At 49.2% G+C, this 19,618-nt stretch carries 17 protein-coding genes, 5 tRNA genes and 1 other RNA gene; 4 read left to right on the forward strand and 19 right to left on the reverse strand.

Features of this window, described 5'->3' with window-relative positions; genetic code table 11:
• Window positions 1-281: 281 nt before the first annotated feature.
• Both ACFOMG_RS08525 and ACFOMG_RS08530 read left to right on the forward strand, forming a co-directional pair.
• Window positions 282-1,466 (forward strand): cupin domain-containing protein, encoded by a 1,185-nt coding sequence (locus ACFOMG_RS08525; RefSeq protein WP_376866007.1) that lies wholly within the window; start codon window positions 282-284, stop codon window positions 1,464-1,466.
• Window positions 1,467-1,488: 22 nt separating this feature from the next.
• Window positions 1,489-2,406, forward strand: a complete 918-nt coding sequence (locus ACFOMG_RS08530) for a GNAT family N-acetyltransferase (protein WP_376866008.1) — start codon at window positions 1,489-1,491, stop codon at window positions 2,404-2,406.
• Between the two features lie 31 nt (window positions 2,407-2,437).
• Here the strand turns inward: ACFOMG_RS08530 and ACFOMG_RS08535 are convergent, their stop codons facing one another.
• From ACFOMG_RS08535 to ACFOMG_RS08600, 14 genes are all read right to left on the reverse strand, one after another.
• Window positions 2,438-2,863: a DUF3429 domain-containing protein gene (locus ACFOMG_RS08535; protein WP_376866009.1), complete on the reverse strand. Its 426-nt coding sequence runs from the start codon at window positions 2,861-2,863 to the stop codon at window positions 2,438-2,440.
• 106 nt (window positions 2,864-2,969) lie between these two features.
• Window positions 2,970-3,740 carry a 3-deoxy-manno-octulosonate cytidylyltransferase gene (gene kdsB / locus ACFOMG_RS08540; RefSeq protein WP_376866010.1) on the reverse strand — a complete coding sequence of 257 codons (771 nt, stop codon included), beginning with the start codon at window positions 3,738-3,740 and terminating at the stop codon, window positions 2,970-2,972.
• A gap of 2 nt (window positions 3,741-3,742) precedes the next feature.
• The gene (locus ACFOMG_RS08545) at window positions 3,743-4,753 is read right to left on the reverse strand and encodes an NAD-dependent epimerase (RefSeq protein WP_376866011.1); all 1,011 of its coding nucleotides are present in this window, start codon (window positions 4,751-4,753) and stop codon (window positions 3,743-3,745) included.
• Window positions 4,754-4,767: 14 nt separating this feature from the next.
• Window positions 4,768-5,334 carry a KdsC family phosphatase gene (locus ACFOMG_RS08550; RefSeq protein ID WP_376866013.1) on the reverse strand — a complete coding sequence of 189 codons (567 nt, stop codon included), beginning with the start codon at window positions 5,332-5,334 and terminating at the stop codon, window positions 4,768-4,770.
• 98 nt (window positions 5,335-5,432) lie between these two features.
• Window positions 5,433-5,508: transfer RNA gene (locus tag ACFOMG_RS08555), tRNA-Glu, on the reverse strand.
• Between the two features lie 22 nt (window positions 5,509-5,530).
• Window positions 5,531-5,606, reverse strand: a tRNA-Ala gene (locus ACFOMG_RS08560).
• A 179-nt stretch (window positions 5,607-5,785) separates the two neighbouring features.
• Complete coding sequence (gene gltX, locus ACFOMG_RS08565) at window positions 5,786-7,294, reverse strand: glutamate--tRNA ligase (RefSeq protein WP_376866015.1); 1,509 nt, start codon at window positions 7,292-7,294, stop codon at window positions 5,786-5,788.
• 107 nt (window positions 7,295-7,401) lie between these two features.
• Window positions 7,402-8,325: a 5'-nucleotidase gene (locus tag ACFOMG_RS08570; protein WP_376866016.1), complete on the reverse strand. Its 924-nt coding sequence runs from the start codon at window positions 8,323-8,325 to the stop codon at window positions 7,402-7,404.
• Between the two features lie 156 nt (window positions 8,326-8,481).
• Window positions 8,482-9,225, reverse strand: coding sequence for a hypothetical protein (locus ACFOMG_RS08575; RefSeq protein WP_376866017.1), 744 nt, complete (start codon window positions 9,223-9,225; stop codon window positions 8,482-8,484).
• A gap of 100 nt (window positions 9,226-9,325) precedes the next feature.
• Window positions 9,326-12,388, reverse strand: coding sequence for a DEAD/DEAH box helicase (locus tag ACFOMG_RS08580; protein WP_376866019.1), 3,063 nt, complete (start codon window positions 12,386-12,388; stop codon window positions 9,326-9,328).
• Window positions 12,389-12,505: 117 nt separating this feature from the next.
• Window positions 12,506-13,099 (reverse strand): hypothetical protein, encoded by a 594-nt coding sequence (locus tag ACFOMG_RS08585; RefSeq protein ID WP_376866021.1) that lies wholly within the window; start codon window positions 13,097-13,099, stop codon window positions 12,506-12,508.
• Between the two features lie 139 nt (window positions 13,100-13,238).
• Window positions 13,239-13,350, reverse strand: a non-coding RNA gene (locus ACFOMG_RS08590) — RtT sRNA.
• Window positions 13,351-13,398: 48 nt separating this feature from the next.
• Window positions 13,399-13,486 (reverse strand) — tRNA-Ser (locus ACFOMG_RS08595).
• A 197-nt stretch (window positions 13,487-13,683) separates the two neighbouring features.
• Complete coding sequence (locus ACFOMG_RS08600; protein ID WP_376866022.1) at window positions 13,684-14,247, reverse strand: nitroreductase family protein; 564 nt, start codon at window positions 14,245-14,247, stop codon at window positions 13,684-13,686.
• Between the two features lie 181 nt (window positions 14,248-14,428).
• On the opposite strand from ACFOMG_RS08600, the gene ACFOMG_RS08605 reads away from it, so the two are divergent.
• Window positions 14,429-15,817: an adenylate/guanylate cyclase domain-containing protein gene (locus ACFOMG_RS08605; RefSeq protein ID WP_376866023.1), complete on the forward strand. Its 1,389-nt coding sequence runs from the start codon at window positions 14,429-14,431 to the stop codon at window positions 15,815-15,817.
• 98 nt (window positions 15,818-15,915) lie between these two features.
• Here the strand turns inward: ACFOMG_RS08605 and queF are convergent, their stop codons facing one another.
• The 3 genes from queF to ACFOMG_RS08620 are packed head-to-tail and all read right to left on the reverse strand — an operon-like array spanning window position 15,916 to window position 18,473.
• The gene (queF, locus tag ACFOMG_RS08610; RefSeq protein WP_376866024.1) at window positions 15,916-16,743 is read right to left on the reverse strand and encodes an NADPH-dependent 7-cyano-7-deazaguanine reductase QueF; all 828 of its coding nucleotides are present in this window, start codon (window positions 16,741-16,743) and stop codon (window positions 15,916-15,918) included.
• Between the two features lie 36 nt (window positions 16,744-16,779).
• Entirely contained in the window at window positions 16,780-17,556 is a 777-nt protein-coding gene (locus ACFOMG_RS08615; protein ID WP_376866026.1) for an ABC transporter permease, read from the reverse strand.
• Window positions 17,556-18,473, reverse strand: a complete 918-nt coding sequence (locus ACFOMG_RS08620; protein ID WP_376866027.1) for an ABC transporter ATP-binding protein — start codon at window positions 18,471-18,473, stop codon at window positions 17,556-17,558. The genes ACFOMG_RS08615 and ACFOMG_RS08620 overlap by 1 nt, the downstream gene beginning before the upstream one ends.
• A 14-nt stretch (window positions 18,474-18,487) precedes the next feature.
• Here ACFOMG_RS08620 and ACFOMG_RS08625 point away from each other — a divergent pair, with 14 nt between their 5' ends.
• Window positions 18,488-18,901, forward strand: coding sequence for a PA2817 family protein (locus tag ACFOMG_RS08625; RefSeq protein WP_376866029.1), 414 nt, complete (start codon window positions 18,488-18,490; stop codon window positions 18,899-18,901).
• A 228-nt stretch (window positions 18,902-19,129) separates the two neighbouring features.
• On the opposite strand, the gene ACFOMG_RS08630 is transcribed toward ACFOMG_RS08625, so the two are convergent.
• Together ACFOMG_RS08630 and ACFOMG_RS08635 are read right to left on the reverse strand one after the other, a co-directional pair.
• Window positions 19,130-19,205: transfer RNA gene (locus ACFOMG_RS08630), tRNA-Gly, on the reverse strand.
• 37 nt (window positions 19,206-19,242) lie between these two features.
• Window positions 19,243-19,318, reverse strand: a tRNA-Glu gene (locus ACFOMG_RS08635).
• Window positions 19,319-19,618 lie beyond the last annotated feature (300 nt).

The following is a 19,618-nucleotide window of genomic DNA, read 5'->3' on the forward strand; positions in this document are numbered from 1 at the left end:
CGTCAGGGCTTTTTTTGTTTAATAACACCGATATGCCGCCAACACTGTGCTCTTTTAGCCGCCGCCCCGAAGGGGCATCCCTGCCCCTGCCGGGCTAGCGCGATATCCCTATCGCTGCTTTAAAAGAGCACAGCATCCGCGGCATTATAACGACCGACCCGGTGTTTGTTCGAAAGCAGCAACAGGATGTTGCGGTAGGATCAAAGGCACAGGGATGTGCCTCTGATCCGGCGGCAGAACAAATTTCGGGTTGGTCGGTCAAGGTACAAAAGGTTCACCTTATGCACGTCTTAGGTCATTTATCCGTCGAAGAATTCCTGCGCGACTACTGGCAGAAAAAACCGGTGTTAATCCGCAATGCCTGGCCCGGCTTTGAACCGTTATTAGCCGCTGATGAACTGGCCGGCCTCAGTCTGGAGCAGGAGATTGAGTCACGCCTGATCATCGAAGACGGCATTCCCGGCGACCAGGACAGCGGCCCCTGGCAGCTGAAACGAGGTCCGTTCACAGAAGAAGACTTCCGCACCCTGCCAGTAGACAAATGGACCCTGCTGATTCAGGGCGTTGACCAGTGGATTCCGGAGGCCGCCGAGCTGCTCGATCATTTCCGTTTTATTCCCTCCTGGCGCATTGACGATCTGATGATCAGTTACGCCGTGGATGGTGGCAATGTCGGCCCACACTACGATCAATACGATGTGTTTTTATTACAGGCCGAAGGTCAGCGCGAATGGTCGATTGGCCAGATGTGTAACGAACACACGCCATTTCTAAAAGGGCCTGAGATTCGGGTGTTGGAGGATTTTAATGAAGCGGATTCCTGGGTGCTGAATCCCGGTGATATGCTGTATCTGCCACCGCAACTGGCCCATCACGGCGTCGCGCGGGGTGAATGTATGACTTACTCCATTGGCTTCCGTGCCCCCTCTGCCGTCGAACTGGCCCAGGCAACCCTGGATGAAATTCTGGTCAGCGCTAATGAGGATCAGCGCTACCAGGATGCGGATCTGCAGCCAAACTCATCGCCCGGCAAAATCGACCAGGCCGCAGCTCAGCGATTACGCCAAACGGTCACTCAGATACTGGCAGATGACGCCAGCTGCCAGCGTATTCTTGGCAAATTGATGACCGAAGCGAAATACCCGGAACACCAGCCGGAAGCCAGTGAAGTGCCATCATGGGCCGAACTACAAACCCAACTCACCACCGCTAACCGTGTGCGCAAATCCGAATTTGCCCGCTTTGCCTACAGCAACTGGGAAGACGACAGCGGCCGCGAGCAGTGTGAAATATTCTATCAGGGACAATCAGCGATACTGCCGGAATCAGACTTGTCGCTGATTGAGTATCTCTGCAACAATAGACATTATGAGCCACAACAACTGTGTCAGCTGGCCACCAGTGACAGCGCCCGGGCGCTGCTGCAACAACTCTGGTCAGAACAGTTGTTATATACTGAAGCGTAACGCAAGCAACAGGAGTTGGATTGTGGAGATTATCGAAGTCAGCTGGTCTGAGCGCCGCTATCGCGACATTCTGCGCTCTATCCGTCAGAAGGTGTTCATCGAAGAACAAGGTGTTCCCGCCGCTGACGAGTGGGACGATAAAGACGATCAGGCACTGCATTTTCTCGCCCTGGACGGCAAGCGCCCGGTTGGCTGCGCACGCTTGTTTAAAGACGGCTATTTTGGCCGCATGGCGGTATTGGCCGAACATCGCGGTCAGCACTGGGGCTCACGCCTGATTAAAGCCATGGCCGATCACTACCAGCAGGAACTGGGCGGTCGTATTCTGAAAGCCTCGGTCCAGGCCCAGGCCTTCAGTTTTTATCGCCGTAACGGCTTTACCCCGGAAGGCGATTTTTATCGTGACGCCGGCATTCCTCACCTGACCATGACCCGCATCCTCGGACGTGAGGCACCAGAAAGCCATACCTTTGAAGCCGGCCAGGATGACCAGTTGTACCAACCTGACGACCCGGCGGCCATCGAAGGATTATTTCAGATTGGCTGTCAGAACAACTCCCGCAACCTGCTGCTGATGATCAATGAACTGAATCATCCGGCCTGGTCATCAGCCAGTTCACTGGATGCCATCAAACGTTTTATCCGCAGCTCATCGCGGCGCCATATACAACTGCTAATCAACGACGAAAGCAGCGGCATTAACGACCACCCGTTAATTCAGCTGCAACAACGCATCAGCAGTCGCATCAGCCTGAAGGTGCACAGCGGCGTAAAAAACAACGGCGCGCTATTTGAGCCTTACGCTTACCTGATGATTAACGGCCCACAAGTACGGGCCTGTTTTAATGATCGCGCCCGGGTGGCACGCTATAAAGAAGAGTTTGATGATTTATGGCGCAGTGCCAACCCGGCAAAAGAAGCGCGGCGGCTGAAAATTTAACCGCCGGGCGGGATATAAAAAGAGGCCATGATCACGGCTGACTGGCGATAAACACCAGAATATGCATCAGTGCCACCACACTGGTTAACACCAGCCGCAAACGTTTATAACGCGGCTCATAAGCGGACTTAAATAATGGGTTCGCTTCAATCCACAGCAATAAGACAAAACCCACCAGCAACATCACCACCGCCACGTTCAGCGGTAAAAAATACGCCAGCACGCCCCACAGAAATGCGCCGATCGACAGCGCCAGCAGATTGGATTCGATTTTTTCCGGATTGGCCTGCTCAACTCCCCAGCAACCACCGGCCATAAATGCCAGAATCAGCAATGAATACAATTTAAATAAGTCGCCCGCTTCGCCAACACCGGCAAAAGTGCCAACCCCAAGCACCACAAACGGAATTAATCCGGCATAACCGAGGATTTCGGATAAGGTTAAATGTTTCAACATAGCGCATCCTTGTTACAGCTTCCCTTTAACTATAAGACAAAAAAAGAAAACAAAAAAAGCCGCGCGGTAAAAACCGGGCGGCTTTGACTACGGACGCGCTAAACAATCAGGACGATGCTGCCTGCAATAACGCTTCAACCCGCTCTACGTCCTCGGCGGTATCAATACCATGACCCGGTGGCTCGTCAATGATCGACATATGAATTTTCACGCCGTACCACAAGGCACGCAACTGCTCCAGTGCTTCCGTGGTTTCCAGCGCACAGGATTCCATACTGTGGTACTGACGCAAAAATGATACCCGGTAACCGTACATACCAATGTGGCGGTAGAGCGGCATTTTAGTGGTCATTTTGTCGCTGCCGTCTTTATAACCGTCACGATCCCAGGGAATGGAGGCACGGCTGAAATACATGGCAAACTGGTCTTTATCCAGCACCACTTTAACCACATTCGGATCAAACGCATCCTGGTCGTCTTCCAGCGGCGTGCACACCGAGCTCATCCCTGCCTGCGGATAATTGATCAGGCTGGCGGCGGTCATTTCGATCAGCTGCTGCGGAATTAAGGGTTCATCACCCTGCAGATTAACGATCACCACATCGTCATCCCAGCCTTTGATGGCAGCAACTTCGGCAATGCGCTCAGTACCGTTTTCATGCTCTGGCGAGGTCATCACCACTTCAGCACCAAAGGATTCCGCCTCACGACGAATGCGATCGTTATCGGTGGCAATAACAATATCTTTCACACCGGTTTCAACCGCACGCTCATAGACGTGCTGAATCATGGTTTTTCCGGCCAGCTCAATCAACGGTTTACCCGGCAGGCGTGACGAAGCATAACGCGCCGGAATAACAATTTTATAATCGGACATGCTTAATCCTTGTAGTAATCGCGATACCAGACAGCAAATTTTTCGATACCGTCTTTTAACGGTGTGTTCGGGGCAAAATCCACATCTTCGATCAGATCATCGACGTTGGCATAAGTGCGAACCACATCACCGGCCTGCATATCCATGTAATTTTTATTGGCCTCAACACCCAATACATCTTCAATGGTCTGGATAAAGTCACCCAGCTGAACGGTATTGTGGTTACCAATATTATAAATTTTATACGGTGCCGAGCTGCGGCTGGTATCACCGGATTCCGGTGTCCAGTCAGCACCGGCGCCGGTTGGAATTTTCTGGGTAATACGGGTCACACCTTCAACAATATCGTCGATATAGGTGAAATCGCGCTGCATTTTACCGTGGTTATAAACGTCGATGGTGTCGCCCGCGAGGATTTTTTTGGTGAATCCAAAGTACGCCATATCCGGACGCCCCCAGGGGCCGTATACGGTAAAGAAACGCAGCCCGGTGGTTGGCAGGCCATACAAATGGGAATACGTATGCGCCATTAATTCATTCGATTTTTTAGTCGCCGCGTACAGCGATACCGGGTGGTCGACACGATCGGAAGTCGAGTACGGAATGTCGGTATTTAAGCCATACACCGAACTGGACGATGCATACACCAGGTGCTCCACCTTATTGTGACGACAAGCCTCGAGAATATTAACAAAGCCCACCAGATTACTGTCGACGTAAGCATGTGGATTTTCGATCGAATAACGCACGCCGGCCTGAGCTGCCAGATGGACAACACGGTCGAAGTGGTGCTCGGCGAACAGCGCATTAACGGCGTCACGATCGGCCAGCTCAACTTTTCGGAATTCGAATTTATCCAGTTCAGCCAGCCATTGCAGCCGCCCTTCTTTCAGGGAAACATCGTAATAGTCATTCAGGTTGTCGATACCCACCACCTCGTGGCCCTGCTCGACAAATTGTTTACTGGTAAATGAACCGATAAAACCAGCGGCGCCGGTAACTAAAATTTTCACCTTGGTATCCTGCTTCAGTTTTCGTTTTTCTGCTGTTCGAATTCGGGCAACATCGCCTTGATATACGCTTCATCCAGCGGCATACGGCTGCCCAGAATAATATCCGCCACTTCCCGGGCAACCCCCTTGCCGCCTTTGGCCTCGGTGATCAGATCCGCATGATCACGCACCAGCCAGAAGGCATCTTTGGGTGCAACACTCAGCCCGACCCGCTTCATCACTTTCAGATCGATGACGTCGTCGCCGACATAACACACCTCTTCCGGATTAAACCAGAGTTCATCCAGCAAGGCCGATAACTGGCTCCATTTATCTTTACAACCCGGGAAAAAATGACCAATGCCGAGGTCGGTGGCCCGTTTTTGCAAAGGGGCAGAGTCTTTGGCGGAAATAATGGCGGTAACCACGTCGTATTCGGCCAGCAATTTAATGCCAACACCGTCTTTGACGTTAAAGTGTTTCACTTCCTCACCGGAAGCGGAATAGGTTAAAGTGCCATCGGTCAGCACGCCATCGACATCAAACACAACCAGTTTGATCGCTCGGGCTTTTTCTTTGACGACACTAGGAAGATGTACCATGGAAGCTCCTGCAGCAAGGTTCACCGATAGTTTAATCCTGTTTGATACAGGAGTTAATCCGGAAGTTTTTGCTATTCAGTTCCTGATACGGAAAGAAGTGGCATCCCCAAGGGGATTCGAACCCCTGTTACCGCCGTGAAAGGGCGGTGTCCTAGGCCTCTAGACGATGGGGACACTAAGACTTGGTTAAGAGATTTGGTGGAGCCTAGCGGGATCGAACCGCTGACCTCAACACTGCCAGTGTTGCGCTCTCCCAGCTGAGCTAAGGCCCCGTCTCAAAACGTGTGCGCATCTTACGGGCGGACCCGCTATGTGTCAACACTCTTTTTTAACTTTTTTTAATTTTTTCACTCCTAAAACAACAACTTACGTTTTTTGTTCAGGATTTAAACAAAAAAGCCCGGCAACCGGTGCCGGGCTTCTGTTCATGGCTCAGGTGAGCTTCAGATGGTTATTCGGCGCTCAGCTGAGCATCGATGGCCGCGGCAATGCCACGGTATTCTTTTTCCATCTTCTTCATCTTTTTCTTGCCCACGCCGCCGAGGATATCCAGCGCATGACGCACCCGCGCCCGGCTCATATCCGGACCCAGCAGCGCCATGCTGTCGAGTACCGAGATGGTCGCCGAGGTACCGGCGATGGCGATAAAGAACGGATAGAGAAAATCACGCACCTTTAACTCCAGCTGTTGTGCCAGAGCAAACAGCCGCTGCTCAATCTCTGCTTTTTCCCAGTGACGAATGGCTTCCAGCTGCCACAAACCATATTGCAGCGTAGCCAGCATTTTATCGTCGTCGTAGGCCTTATGCTCAAACTGCTCTTTGTTCAGCTCAGTCAGGCCTGCCAGGAAATGCCCGGCCAGTGGCACCACATCGGAGAACACCTCAACCCGCGGCTGAATGTGCGGAATGATCGGCTTCACTTTATCGCCCTGCAGCCCCCAGGCCGCAAACTTTTCGGCGAACGCATCAACATCCAGGTCTCGCAACCACAAGCTGTTCAGCCAGCGCAGCTTCTCAACATCAAACACCGGACCACCCAGCGAAACACGCTGAATATCAAAATGTGAGAACATCTCGTCACGGCTGAACTGCTCACGCTCATCCGGCATCGACCAGCCCATCCGGCCCAGATAGTTCAGCAACGCTTCCGGCATAAAGCCCATACGCTCGTAGAACATGATGGAGGTCGGGTTCTTACGCTTACTCAGTTTGGATTTGTCCGGGTTACGCAGCAGCGGCATATGACACAGCTTCGGCATCTGCCAACCAAAGTACTGGTACAACAGTTTGTGCTTAGGTGCGGAGCTGATCCACTCTTCACCACGAATCACATGGGTGATGTTCATCAGATGATCATCCACCACGTTCGCCAGATGATAAGTTGGCATGCCATCGGATTTCAGCAGAATCTGGGCATCTACCTGCGACCAGTCGAGTTCAATCACCCCACGCAACATGTCTTCCACGTCGCAGACGCCCTCTTCCGGCACCATCATACGCACCACATACGGCGCGCCCGCCGCTTCACGCTTGGCGACCTCGTCTTCCGCCAGCTTTAAGTCAGACGGCTTCAGCGCCATGCTATTGCCGGACTCCTGACGCTGGGCACGCAGTTCATCCAGCTCTTCCGCTGTGCGGTAACACTTAAATGCATGGCCACTTTGCAGCAGCTGGTTGACGTGTTCGAGATAAATGTCTTTACGTTCACTCTGACGGTACGGGCCATAATCGCCGCCACAATCCGGACCTTCATCCCAGTCCAGACCCAGCCAGCTCATGCTGTCCATAATGGCCTGCTCCGACTCCGGCGTACTGCGCGCCTGATCGGTGTCTTCAATACGCAGAATGAACTGACCACCGTGCTGACGGGCAAACGCCAGATTAAATAACGCAATATAAGCAGTACCGACGTGAGGGTCGCCGGTAGGAGAAGGTGCAACACGGGTGCGAACCGTCATAATGAAGATCTCTGTTTGTCTGGTTAAATCAGCGGCGGATTATAAAGAAATCGGCGCCAGCGCGCACCCGTGATACGCAGAACAGAAGTTTAGGGAAAGACAACAGCCTACTGCTGTTGGTTCGCCACACCAAACGGCACGTGCACCATGGCCAGGTCGCTGGCCCTCAGGTGATCCAGCTGGTCATCAAAGAAGATATGCGGTTTCAGTACATTCAGGATACGGCGTTTATCCATACCACCCAGAAAAAAGGTTTCATTCGCTTCCACCCCCCAGCTTTTTAACGTGGTAATCACCCGCTCGTGTGCCGGCGCATTACGCGCGGTGATAATCGCCGTACGCAGCAACCGCAGATAATCCGGATCATCTGCGCGCAGATTGTCTTCCAGTTCCTGCAACGTCGATAACTTACGAAACAGATCCGCCAGCAAGCCCGGGTTATGCTCCTGCTCAGCGTGTTGAGCTTCGTATTGATGAAAGCTCTCCAGCCCCTGCTGCTTAAACACGCTTTCCGCCTCGTCATCGGCCAGCACACCATCAAAGTCAAACGCGATGCGCAGCTCCTGATCATCCTGCTGATCCGTTACCGCACCGGGCAACAACAACCCCGCCGGCGAACCGGCCGCCACTGCCGCGTGCACATCATCTTGATTAGCTGACAGAAACAACGACGCATTAAACGCCGGAATATACGGGAATGGCGAAGCACCGCCGGTAAACGCCGCCCGGCTGATATCCAGCCCATACTGCGCAATCGAACGAAACACCCGTCGCCCGGTAGCCGTGGAGTTGCGCGATAACAGCACCACCTCAACCGGACTTTCTTGTGGGAAGTGCTGATTAAAAGCCAGAAAGCGGCGGATAAACGGAAACGCCACACCGGTAGCCAGCACCGTATCCAGATGCTCTTCCTGAAACTGCTCATACGCCGCCGGGCCCTGCTCGCGGAATACTTTGTCGCACTCCGACAAATCAAACAGCGCACTGGAAGACACAGCGATAACGAGTTTATCTTCGATGGGGAATGGCATATCAGATATTTACTTTCACCACGTAAACTTCTATTTCGAGTATGTCAGCAAGATTTTGAAGTTCTTCTGGCAAATTGCGCTCCACAACGAGAACACCGTAAGCAGTCGGAGGAAGCCCCTTAGCTCGCTGCTCCGCTCTCAGAAGAGCACGATATTTTACTGCCTGAAAATACCCCGGTTTAAGTCTTGATCATTTAATATACAGGATTTTACTTCGATACCCCAAAGTTGGTTATCAACTCCTAATATAACATCAGCCCTATCAGCGCTAGCAAACAAATATTCTTGCTGATTAGTGTTAACATCTTCAAGGTCGAAACCTAAAGATTCAGGATGTTCGGATATATATTTTTTCAGGGCTTTATGTTCATCACTCTCTCCCTCTGAACTCCAGCCACCTTTCCCAGGAAGAGAAACTTCAAGTTCATCATCTTCGAAAAAACCAGGGTCTATTTCTTCGCATTCCAAACCGCTGGCTTCGAGTACATCATCCCAGTACGCATAAGAAAAAATAGCCTCGTGGATTTCTTCGATTAGCTCTTCTTCCGCTTCTTCCCAATCTTTATCAGCTAATTCACTTGTATTTCTACGATATCTTTCCAGGTACCAATGGGCGCCACCACCAGGCAAACCACTTTTAGCATTAACAACCAAGGCATTTAATGGAGGTACAGTATCTTCCCATTCGTCTTCCAGCTCTATCATTGCCGAGCCCACTGCACCAGCAGGCCAGCCATACTTCGGCTGAAGCACACTGTGTCCTAATTCATTATCTACAATCCAACGATTTAATTGATCGTAAGTAATTGTCCTTCCATTCTTAGCACACCATATTAAAACAGGAAAGATCAGTCTTGCTGTTTTATCTGTCCAGCGTTTACCTTTTAGAGCTTCTAACATCACACGTCCTTATAAGCATTATCGGTTTAAACGACACTAACCTTGATTAGTCTTAAGCATGCTTAGTCAAATCTAAATTGACACCACATTCACCACCCCGTTAAGGGGATACAAATATTTTTAAATCAACATCATTATTACGAGCTGTAGACAACCAACTCTGAATTAATTGGTAAGCTTGCAATGACTCACTTCGAGCATTATGACCTTGTGCTAATTGATTAGAAAAATTGCCGACGGAGAAACTATTTGCAGAGACAATCCACACTTCTTTTTTCACCGCTAGCGATTGTCTTCTTTGTGCGATTTCTTGCCAAACCTCGTCTAAAGCTTGCTCCCTTTCAGCTTGGTTATCTGCACTAAATAACTCTCCTCGGAATAACCGAATTCTTTCATGCATCAATTGAGGGTGATCGGGCCTTGGCCAAGGCGAGCATAACTCAGTCCAATTTCCAGCTCTAAGATTCTGGTTTCTACTTATCAGCATTTCGATATTTTTAATGGCCTGAGAACCGACCTCTGCAATACCACCAGCAGATGACATTGGCCTCGTACTTGATGCTCCACACTTCACATGAACGTAGACCAATTTAGAAGGCGAGGATAAAATAAAATCTGCTGGCTCTGTCCCCATATCGGTATTCAATATCAGATCAGCTTCTGGAAGATACTGATTGAATGGACCCAAATCTTCACGTGAAGGATTAGGCATATGATTTGCCCTTAATTTATCAAGTAAATAAAAAATGGAGTTTGGGCTAAAACCTTGATTTACCACCTGATACTCTCGATTTTGATATCCCTTCTCATCAAGACCTGAACCTAATAATGACTCCAGGCCTATCACCACATTTGCTAATTGAGAGTTCGAAAAATCAAGACCACCCTCAACCGGCAATGAGAGCTGATAGAATTTTCCTTGCGAAAACCCGACACCATCAGAGAGCAACGCCTTATGCAACTTAGAGAAAAGAAAGTCTGAAAATTTTTGATCGACAGTGTATCTATATTGATCAAAGCTATAGTTCCCCCCTTCTGCATCAATAGCTAAGTATGGCTCTTCATTTTCAATCATTACACTTAGCTTCGAACACTCTTCACCAGATATCAATTTGAACTCACCGTCAGTATCAACAGCACAGAACAAAAAATCATTGTCAATTTCATATCCGGAACCATTTATTTGAATTATTAAGGGTGCGGAATACTCACTGAAATCAAATATCAAACTTTTAACTACAAGGCTTTCATCACCTGCAATTGGCTTAGAAAAAGATTGAACAAGTTGACTATCTACCCTAGTCTCCCGGCTAACTATTAACGTTACAGAATCTAGCCACACATCTAACTCAGGCAAAGTAAAAGAGCAATTTTTCTGATCCGATATTCGTCCTGAATCGACACCAATATAGTAACTCCCTGACTTTTCATTTCGTTGATCGTAAAGATCGAACTTCATTGTCGATAGTCGATACGCTGCATTACCTTGCATATCAGCTATATTATCAAGATCCCTGGCCTTAACAGCAAAGCTTTCTGGCCGTTTGCGGGCTGAGCTTACTGATCGACTACTTGCTTCTTTAGTTAAAGCTGAATGCCCACTGGCCATCATACTGACTAACTGATCTTGAGGAATAGCTCCTCCTAACCTCAGTATCTTATCTCCCGAATATTGGCGGCCTCGGCTATCATAAATGGCGACCATGCCTGCTGACACTTCTTTGAACAGAGTAATTTCTAATGATGGCTCAAAGAAAAATTGGTCTATCAGATACTCCGATTTCCTGAATGCTATGGATACTATAACCTCAATACCCAAGCTGGTAGAGAACCTCTTGGGAAGCTCACCAGCGCTAGCACACCTCCAATATAGCTTCTCAGCCATAAGCTCTGGTCTAAAGCTCTCTAATTTATTTAGGAAACATACAGATGCAGTTGGGATATTGAGAGAGACTAATGGATCAAAATCATTAAGATTAAATTTCTCCAAAAATCGATTACCATAATAACTCGAATCAGGAAACGAATTCATATAACCATTTATCAGAGCACTGGTATCAAGAGAGCCAATAAACTTCTTCAACGAATCTTGATTTCCCAGCGTTCGATCAAATCGCCGGTAATTAGCCCACATCTGCGCATTATCATCTCGATCAAACTCAAGAACCACTGCACTGACGTCCTTGTATAAACGAACAACACGACCAATCGTTTGCACAAGCTCTCGCCCACTATTAACTACGTAGGTTAAAACCAGCAGTTTCGCCTGAGGAATATCTACTCCTTCATCCAGCTTTCGCTGGTGAACAATCACCTCATAGTCCGAGTCCTTCAATCTTTTTGGCACAGAAGACTTTACATTTTCTCGCTCATCACCAGCATATTGTTCATGGATCGCCAGCAAATTGAAATTAGCGTTCAAAATGGAATAATAATTTTCCACATCACTAAATTTATTACATTTAACGATACATTTAGCGTCGGCATTATCATCAAGAAAGCGCCGTATATTCGATACGAGCTTATTTCCTTCTATCACTTGAAAATCTGGCTCTTTGAGAATTCCATTTATTAATGCGTTCTCAAAGGTATAAATATAGCTTGACTGAGCATCAATATCGAACTGAAATAAATCATTACGATATGGCGTTGCTGTTATAACTATCTTATGAGCTTGTATATTTCGTACAAGATTACGCCAAACTGGAGAGGGTTCTGCATGCCCTTCATCTACAATCACTAAGTCTATATTTCGTTTTAGTTGTTCCAACTGAGATGAGTCAAATGTTTGAAGCTTTTGGAAAGTTGTAACGTATATCCCATGCCTAGAAGTATCATCAACCTTGTCATAGACTGGCTTCAGTGAAATATCTTCCCCCTCAGCTCGATCACGAAAAAATCCTCCTGATACTTCAGTATAAAGTTGATCGCATACAGCCCGACGATGGCATAAAATAAGAACACTTTGCTGAGTTGCCTTCTGACTAACAACAGCTATGACACCAGATTTCCCTGCGCCGGTAGGCAAACTTATCAGGCACGATTTAACTTCTTCTTCCAATGGGGTCGACACATAGTTTAATGCTGTCTGAACACTACCCTGCTGACACTCTCTCAAGCTACTCCAAAGCACATCATTTATCGTAAATCGTCCGACTCTCATCGATAACATTCCTTATTCATGGATCTGGCAGCTGGACTGCCCTTCCCTTGTCGTATCAGTTTGCGCCGTAGCTCTTTTTAAAAGTAATGGGTTACGGCGGTGGGTTGTGCTCACGGGTCAAAGTTCGCCTTTAAAGGCTTTTTGGCTAAGGGAGCTAAACAAAACTCTATCATTCTCTGCCAAACGACAAGTTAGATCTGCTCTCAACCTTCGAGCTTCACTTAATGTACTGAGCTGCTTCGCACTGATAGATTTAGCCGGTGGAATATATTCGGCGGCAATTTCAAACAGAATATCTACCCGCTCAACGCCTTGCTCACGAGACGATTGATAGAAGGTTGCCTGATAGCGGGTTTTACCCAACAAAATCCATATAGCCTGCATCGCCGGCGTACCGGGACTCAGGAGTATGGATATATCTTCTCGAGCGGCTTTCAGTGTTTCCAGCTGACTATTGGCTGCCTGATAGATATCGGCAAAATGCGTCGGACTGGATAACCGAATATGATGCGCCTGGAGCTCGCTATCAAATCTCTGTCGGAGGAGTTGCAGATATGGATTTACCTGCTGAGTATCGTAGTTGTATAGCAATACGATTCGATCGAATGGTTGCGCCTCCAGAGTCGCTATCAGAGGCCCCTGAGATTCGTTATTCTCAAGCGCTTTAAGGTCGTTGGCACCAATCCAACTGATGAGTGTTTGCCCTGCCATGCGAATATCCGACTCGACCACATATCCATATAAGAATGCGAACACTATCACGTTTTGATAAATAGATCATTGTCAGACCAGGAGCACCACCCACAAAAAAAAACGCAACCTCGTAAAAGACTGCGGTTTTTAAAATTAGTGGCGGTGAGGGAGGGATTATTCCCCTTCGGGCCTTCGTCGCAAGCTCCTCGGTTTGTCGCTTCGCTCAGATCGAACCACGAGGCTTCTCACCCTCCCTGCAAATGCTTCACCCACAAAAAAACCGCAACCTTGTAAAAGATTGCGGTTTTTAAAATTAGTGGCGGTGAGGGAGGGATTCGAACCCTCGATACCTTTCGGTATACACACTTTCCAGGCGTGCTCCTTCGGCCACTCGGACACCTCACCTAATTTTCCGTAACTGATATTTTATTCTTGCTTGTTACCCAGCAAGTCGCACGCTGCTTACTGCGTAAGCGGTGCTCGGTAAAGCTCTTCGAGTCGGACTCTGACACCTCACCAGTTCTGACTCAACGTCAGAGGCCGCGTACTATACTCAGGCACTCAGACCAGGTCAACACCCTTTCGCTAATTGTTTGTTTTTATTAGCTTTTCGGCGTCCATTTGGTTAAAAAATCGGCACTATCAAGCTGCGGCGCCTGCTTCAGGCGGCAGTTCACATGGCCGACATAGACAAAACCGACAATTTCTTCGTCCGCCGCCAGCTCCAGCCCCTGCTTCACCTGATCATTGTAAGCCAGATCACCGGTACGCCAGATGGCGCCCAGGCCCATCGCCCAGGCGGCATTAAGAATATTCTGCACACCCGCACCGGTCGATAACAATAATTCTTCGCGTGGCACCTTAGGATGTGACTGAACCTTGCACACCGCCACCAACAACAGCGGTGCCCGCAGCGGCATATTCCGTAATTTGCGTTGCTTTTCGTCGGACAATTCCCGCCAATGTGGCGTAGCCTGCAGAAAAATGCGTCCCAACGCTTCCCGTGCTTCGCCCTGCACGGCAATATAACGACTGGGTCGCAGCCAGGCGTGATCCGGAGCCCGCAAAGCCGCCTGTATCAGGGTTTGCAGCTGAGTTTCAGTCACATCAGGTCCGGTCAGCTGAGGCGCAGAAACACGCTCCAGCAGGGTTTTCAAAGCGTCCATAAAGGTTCCAGATCAACATTTTTGCAATCTGCTTATTGTATACTTGCTCACTTATTAATTCAGCCTGACAAATCAGGCACTGACTTGCTGAACAAGGGTTTTCTGGGTATACAGATGTACATAATCGCCGCCAACGAAAAGCCAGCGCCGACCAATAACAACAACGAACCAGGTTCTGACGATGTTTGATCCGCAAGATTCGGCACTTTTTTCCGAAACTTCCCTGCCGCGCCAGGATTACCTTGCCCGCGTATTGGGCTACAGTGTGGCCGTCGCCACCACTCTGGTCGGCATTCTGCAGGGCCATTACAGCATTGATGCCTATGCCGTAGTGCTGATTGCACTGCTCTATCCACACGTTATTCATTTCGCCAGCCAGCCGTTCCGTAAACGTCATGCCTACTCCACCCGCCAGTTCCTGATTCATGGCGATGCCATTTTATGCGGTCTGTATCTGGCTTATCTGCATTTACCGATCGAACTGGTGGTGTTATTTCTGGTGATGATCAACACCAGCTTTATTATTGTCGGTAGCATGACCGCCTGGGCCTTTTGTGTCATTTCTCTGATCTCTGGTGGTGCCGCCGGACTGATGATGTTCGGCTATCACCCGGCAACTCCGATCCCCGACAGCGTATTTGTTACCGCCGCCGTCGGCGTGGGTATTCATCTGGCTATTTCAGCGTTTAACAGCAACCGCCAGGCACGCGACCTGATGCGTCTGAAGCTGAAATTTCAGGGCCAGGTAGAGCGCTTCCAGGCATTATCCCAACAGGTCTCGCGCTATGTGGCGCCACAAATCTGGGAATCTATTTTTGCCGGTAAACGCCAGGCTAAACTGGAAACCCAACGTAAAAAACTGGTGATCTTTTTCTCCGATATTGTTGGCTTTTCCGCACTGTCAGAACAAATGGAAGCGGAAGCCTTTACCGACCTGTTAAACCAGTACCTCACCGATATGTCGCGCATTGCAATGAAATATGGCGGCACCATCGATAAATTTATTGGTGATGGCATGATGATCTTTTTTGGCGATCCAAGCAGTAAAGGCACCAAAGGCGATGCACTGGCCTGTGTTTCAATGGCCATCGAAATGCGCCGCCATATGCTGAAACTGCGTAAACAATGGGCCGAAATCGGCATGACGGCACCACTGCAAATTCGTATGGGGATTAACACCGGATACTGCACCGTTGGTAACTTTGGTACTGAAAGCCGCATGGACTACACCATCATTGGTAAAGAGGTGAACCTCGCCAGCCGGTTGGAAGCAAAGGCCGAGCCCGGTGAAATCCTGATTTCTCACGAAACCTACGCTCTGGTGAAAGACAAAGTTATCTGCCGTCAGCGTGGCAGCGCCATGGTCAAAGGTTTCCGCGACCCGTTACCGCTGTATCAGATTGTCGACTACCGCCGTGATCTGGGTGCCAACCCAAGCTTTATGAATCATGAAACCGAAGGCTTTTCGCTGCATATGGAGTCGGACAAAATCCGCGATGAGGAGCGTGAAGCAGTCGCTACGGCGCTGGAAAAAGCCGCCAACAAGGTGCGGCGTAAAATAATCGCCTGATGATCATAATATTCAGCCGTTAAAAAGCCCGTTGCAGAGACTAAACTGCAACGGGCTTTTTTGTCAGCGTCTGAAATGATGCCGTTACAACCGCGTCGTTATTGTCGCGCCAGACGGAAGTTTTCGGCCTGAAAATCTGCCTGACTGCAGCGGAACGGATTAATATCCAGCCCACCACGGCGTACATAACGGGCGTAAACAATCAGCTCTTGTGGCTGACACGCCAGCATCAGATCACGGTAGGTGCGCTCAACGCATTGCTCGTGAAAATCCTGATGCTGACGTAAGGAGACGATATAGGCCAGCAAACCGGCTTCATCGATACGCTGACCACGATAATAAATAAACAGACTGCCCCAGTCCGGCTGACCCGTAACCGGACAATTGGACTTCAGCAGATGACTGCATAACCAGCCATCAAATACCTCATCTCCTGCCACTGTTTTCAGCAACGACGCATCCAGCTCATAAGCATCCACCTGGATGTCGATATCGTCGATACAATTCGCCTGTGGTGGCTGCGGAAAGCTGGCATTAATGGCGTGGAAAGTCACCTCAATCTGAGCCCCCGCCGCCGCCGACAAATCACGCTGCATGCGGGCACGCACCTCATCCGCCGACGCCATCCGGGTCTGATTAAAAGAATTGAGATACAACTTAAACGATTTGGATTCGATCAGAAACTCAGAGGTCGCCGGTATACGGAACTCCGCCAAACAGACCTGTGGCTTACCCTGAGAATTCAGCCATGAAATTTCATAACCGTTCCAGATATCGACGCCAAAAAATGGCACCTGATGACGGTCCAGCCCCTGATTTTTCCAGCTTTCTTCTCGCGCAATCGGATATAACAAAGCCGGATCGTATACGTCTTTATATTCCGACACCTGACCTAACGGGTTATCGCTGCTGTTTACTGAAGTCATACTATAAATACCTGAAAAACCTAATACCTGAAGACACTATTGACGCATGCCGACACCACGACGCATCAGCCAGATGCAATACAGGCTGAGCACCACGATAAATACCAGCAACATGGCGTATGACGTCAGCAAATCAACATCGGATACACCCAACACGCCATAACGGAAAGTATTTACCATATACAGTATCGGATTAAACTGAGACACGGTTTGCCAGAATGCCGGCAACAAACCAATGGAGTAAAACACACCACCGAGATAGGTCAGTGGTGTAATTACAAACGTCGGAATAATGGAAATATCATCAAATTTAGTAGCAAAAATGGCATTAATAAAACCACCCAGCGAAAACAGAATCGCCGACAATAAAATCACACTGATCACTACCCAGATGTTATGCACCTGCAGGTCGGTAAAATACAACGACAACAAAGTAACGATCAGCCCAACCAGTACCCCACGTACCACACCGCCCATGACAAAGCCCAGCAGAATGGTACCGGGATGCACTGGCGCTACCAGCATTTCCTCAACACTGCGCTGAAATTTATTACTGAAAAATGACGACGCCACATTGCCATACGCATTGGTAATAACACTCATCATAATCAGCCCGGGTACAATAAAGGCCATATAATCGACACCGCCCATTTCACCGATACGTGAACCAATCAGATTGCCGAAAATAATAAAATACAGCGTCATGGTAATGGCCGGCGGCAACAGGGTTTGTTGCCAGATGCGCATAAACCGACGGACTTCTTTGGTGACAATGGTGGCAAACGCCACCCACTGAATCTGTAACACCGACATTATTTCTGCTCCTGCAACAAACCAACAAACAACTCTTCAAGCCGGTTCGATTTGGTACGCATACTGCGCACTTCCAGCTGCTTTTCGCTCAGTTGCTGAAAAATATGATTTAAACTCTGACCTTTTTCGACCGTAATCTCCAGACAGTCCGGACTGACCTGGTGCACCACAAACTGGTCAATAACAACATCCCCGCTCACCGCTTCAGCCAGATCAAATACAAAGGTTTCGGTGTGCAGCTGGGTCAATAATTCGCGCGTACTGGTGGCCTGCACAATTTCGCCATGATTAATAATCGCGATATTACGACACAGCTGCTCGGCTTCTTCCAGGTAGTGCGTGGTCAGAATAATGGTCGTGCCCTGCTCATTCAGGCGTTGCATAAACTCCCACATCGAACGCCGCAGTTCGATATCCACCCCGGCAGTGGGCTCATCCAGAATCAGAACTTTGGGCTTATGCACCAGCGCCCGGGCAATCATCAAACGGCGCTTCATACCACCGGATAACATCCGCGCCTGAGTGTCGCGTTTATCCCATAAATCCAGTTGCTGCAGCAGGTAATCGGTATTTTCCGCCGCCTGAGCTGCGGTCAGACCGAAAAAGCCCGCCTGAGTAATAACAATATCGCGCACTTTTTCGAACTGATTAAAATTAAACTCCTGTGGTACCACTCCCAGGTGTTGCTTGGCACGAAAGGCATCACGATTGACATCAAACCCCATAATCGACGCCTGACCCGCGGTTTTTTGCACCAGTCCCGACAAAATGCCAAGCGTGGTAGACTTACCGGCACCATTCGGGCCAAGCAAAGCGAAAAAATCGCCCTGCCCGACACTCAGGTCGATGCCTTTCAGCGCTTCAAAGCCATTGGCATAGACCTTGGACAAACCTTTTACTTCTAAAGCCGGAACCATCTAAAGTACCTTTTATGAATCAACCTTTAAGCGAACGACTGAGCTATCACATTGAACTGCTGAAACAGGTTCAGCAACGCCTGCAACGCGCTGCGGACAACGACAGCCAACTGATTGCTGCCGAGATTCTACAACAGCTGGAGCAGGTCATTGAGCAACTGGTGCAACGCACTGATTCAGCGTATCAGGATGGCCAGGACTGGCTGATGTCAATCCTCACCCATCAGCCACAACTGACCCCCACCATCAACCGCGATCTGTTATGGTTTTTTGGCGGAGATTGCCTGCATTTTATGACGGACGCCGAAATTGAATTATTCCAGCAACTGGACGAGCAAGAAGCGGAACACGATGTCAGTCAGGGACCCTTTGACCGCGCTGCGGTTAAAACCCTGCTGCAACAGAACGCAGACACGTTCGACGCCTGACAGCCCGATCCGTCACGCCCGGCAATGTCGGGCGCAACGCACCGAATACAGCCACAGCTACACACCAAGCCTGAGACACCTTAATGCCACATAACAGGCATAAAAAAAGCCGTATCATCCGATACGGCTTTTTTAGAATTTGGAGCGGGAAACGAGATCGACCGGGCTCGCGACCAACGGTCGCTAGTATCAATCTTAATTTTTAACGTCCAGATTCTTTTCGGAATTTGGAGCGGGAAACGAGATTCGAACTCGCGACCCCAACCTTGGCAAGGTTGTGCTCTACCAACTGAGCTATTCCCGCTTATGCTAACTTTCTGCCGGATCATACCAGAAGAAATTGGCATCCCCAAGGGGATTCGAACCCCTGTTACCGCCGTGAAAGGGCGGTGTCCTAGGCCTCTAGACGATGGGGACACATCGTTTAGCTGCGGCGAATAATACCGCTATTTCGTTGATTTGCAAGACTTTTTTCTTACTTTTTCAACTTTTCTCTGAAGTGCTTAGAGCATTTGGAACAGAAAACGAGATCGACCGGGCTTGCGTTCAAGCTCGCGACCAGTGGTCGCTTATGTCTTTCCTATTTCTGTGCTCACCAATCTCAAAAAGAGTTTGGAGCGGGAAACGAGATCGACCGGGCTGGCGTTCCAGCTCGCGACCATCGGTCGCTTTGGTCTTTCCTATTTCTGTGCTTACCAATCTCAAACAGAGTTTGGA

Source organism: Bacterioplanoides pacificum, from assembly GCF_042648445.1.
Taxonomy (GTDB): Bacteria; Pseudomonadota; Gammaproteobacteria; order Pseudomonadales; family Oceanobacteraceae; genus Bacterioplanoides; species Bacterioplanoides pacificum.

Bases quoted from the DNA above. Each gene is read 5' to 3' on its own strand.
- ACFOMG_RS08525 (WP_376866007.1), top strand. From the start codon at position 282: ATGCACGTCTTAGGTCATTTATCCGTCGAAGAATTCCTGCGCGACTAC.
- ACFOMG_RS08535 (WP_376866009.1), bottom strand. From the start codon at position 2,863: ATGTTGAAACATTTAACCTTATCCGAAATCCTCGGTTATGCCGGATTA.
- kdsB (WP_376866010.1), bottom strand. From the start codon at position 3,740: ATGTCCGATTATAAAATTGTTATTCCGGCGCGTTATGCTTCGTCACGC.
- ACFOMG_RS08550 (WP_376866013.1), bottom strand. From the start codon at position 5,334: ATGGTACATCTTCCTAGTGTCGTCAAAGAAAAAGCCCGAGCGATCAAA.
- gltX (WP_376866015.1), bottom strand. From the start codon at position 7,294: ATGACGGTTCGCACCCGTGTTGCACCTTCTCCTACCGGCGACCCTCAC.
- ACFOMG_RS08570 (WP_376866016.1), bottom strand. From the start codon at position 8,325: ATGCCATTCCCCATCGAAGATAAACTCGTTATCGCTGTGTCTTCCAGT.
- ACFOMG_RS08575 (WP_376866017.1), bottom strand. From the start codon at position 9,225: ATGTTAGAAGCTCTAAAAGGTAAACGCTGGACAGATAAAACAGCAAGA.
- ACFOMG_RS08580 (WP_376866019.1), bottom strand. From the start codon at position 12,388: ATGAGAGTCGGACGATTTACGATAAATGATGTGCTTTGGAGTAGCTTG.
- ACFOMG_RS08585 (WP_376866021.1), bottom strand. From the start codon at position 13,099: ATGGCAGGGCAAACACTCATCAGTTGGATTGGTGCCAACGACCTTAAA.
- ACFOMG_RS08600 (WP_376866022.1), bottom strand. From the start codon at position 14,247: ATGGACGCTTTGAAAACCCTGCTGGAGCGTGTTTCTGCGCCTCAGCTG.
- ACFOMG_RS08605 (WP_376866023.1), top strand. From the start codon at position 14,429: ATGTTTGATCCGCAAGATTCGGCACTTTTTTCCGAAACTTCCCTGCCG.
- queF (WP_376866024.1), bottom strand. From the start codon at position 16,743: ATGACTTCAGTAAACAGCAGCGATAACCCGTTAGGTCAGGTGTCGGAA.
- ACFOMG_RS08615 (WP_376866026.1), bottom strand. From the start codon at position 17,556: ATGTCGGTGTTACAGATTCAGTGGGTGGCGTTTGCCACCATTGTCACC.
- ACFOMG_RS08620 (WP_376866027.1), bottom strand. From the start codon at position 18,473: ATGGTTCCGGCTTTAGAAGTAAAAGGTTTGTCCAAGGTCTATGCCAAT.
- ACFOMG_RS08625 (WP_376866029.1), top strand. From the start codon at position 18,488: ATGAATCAACCTTTAAGCGAACGACTGAGCTATCACATTGAACTGCTG.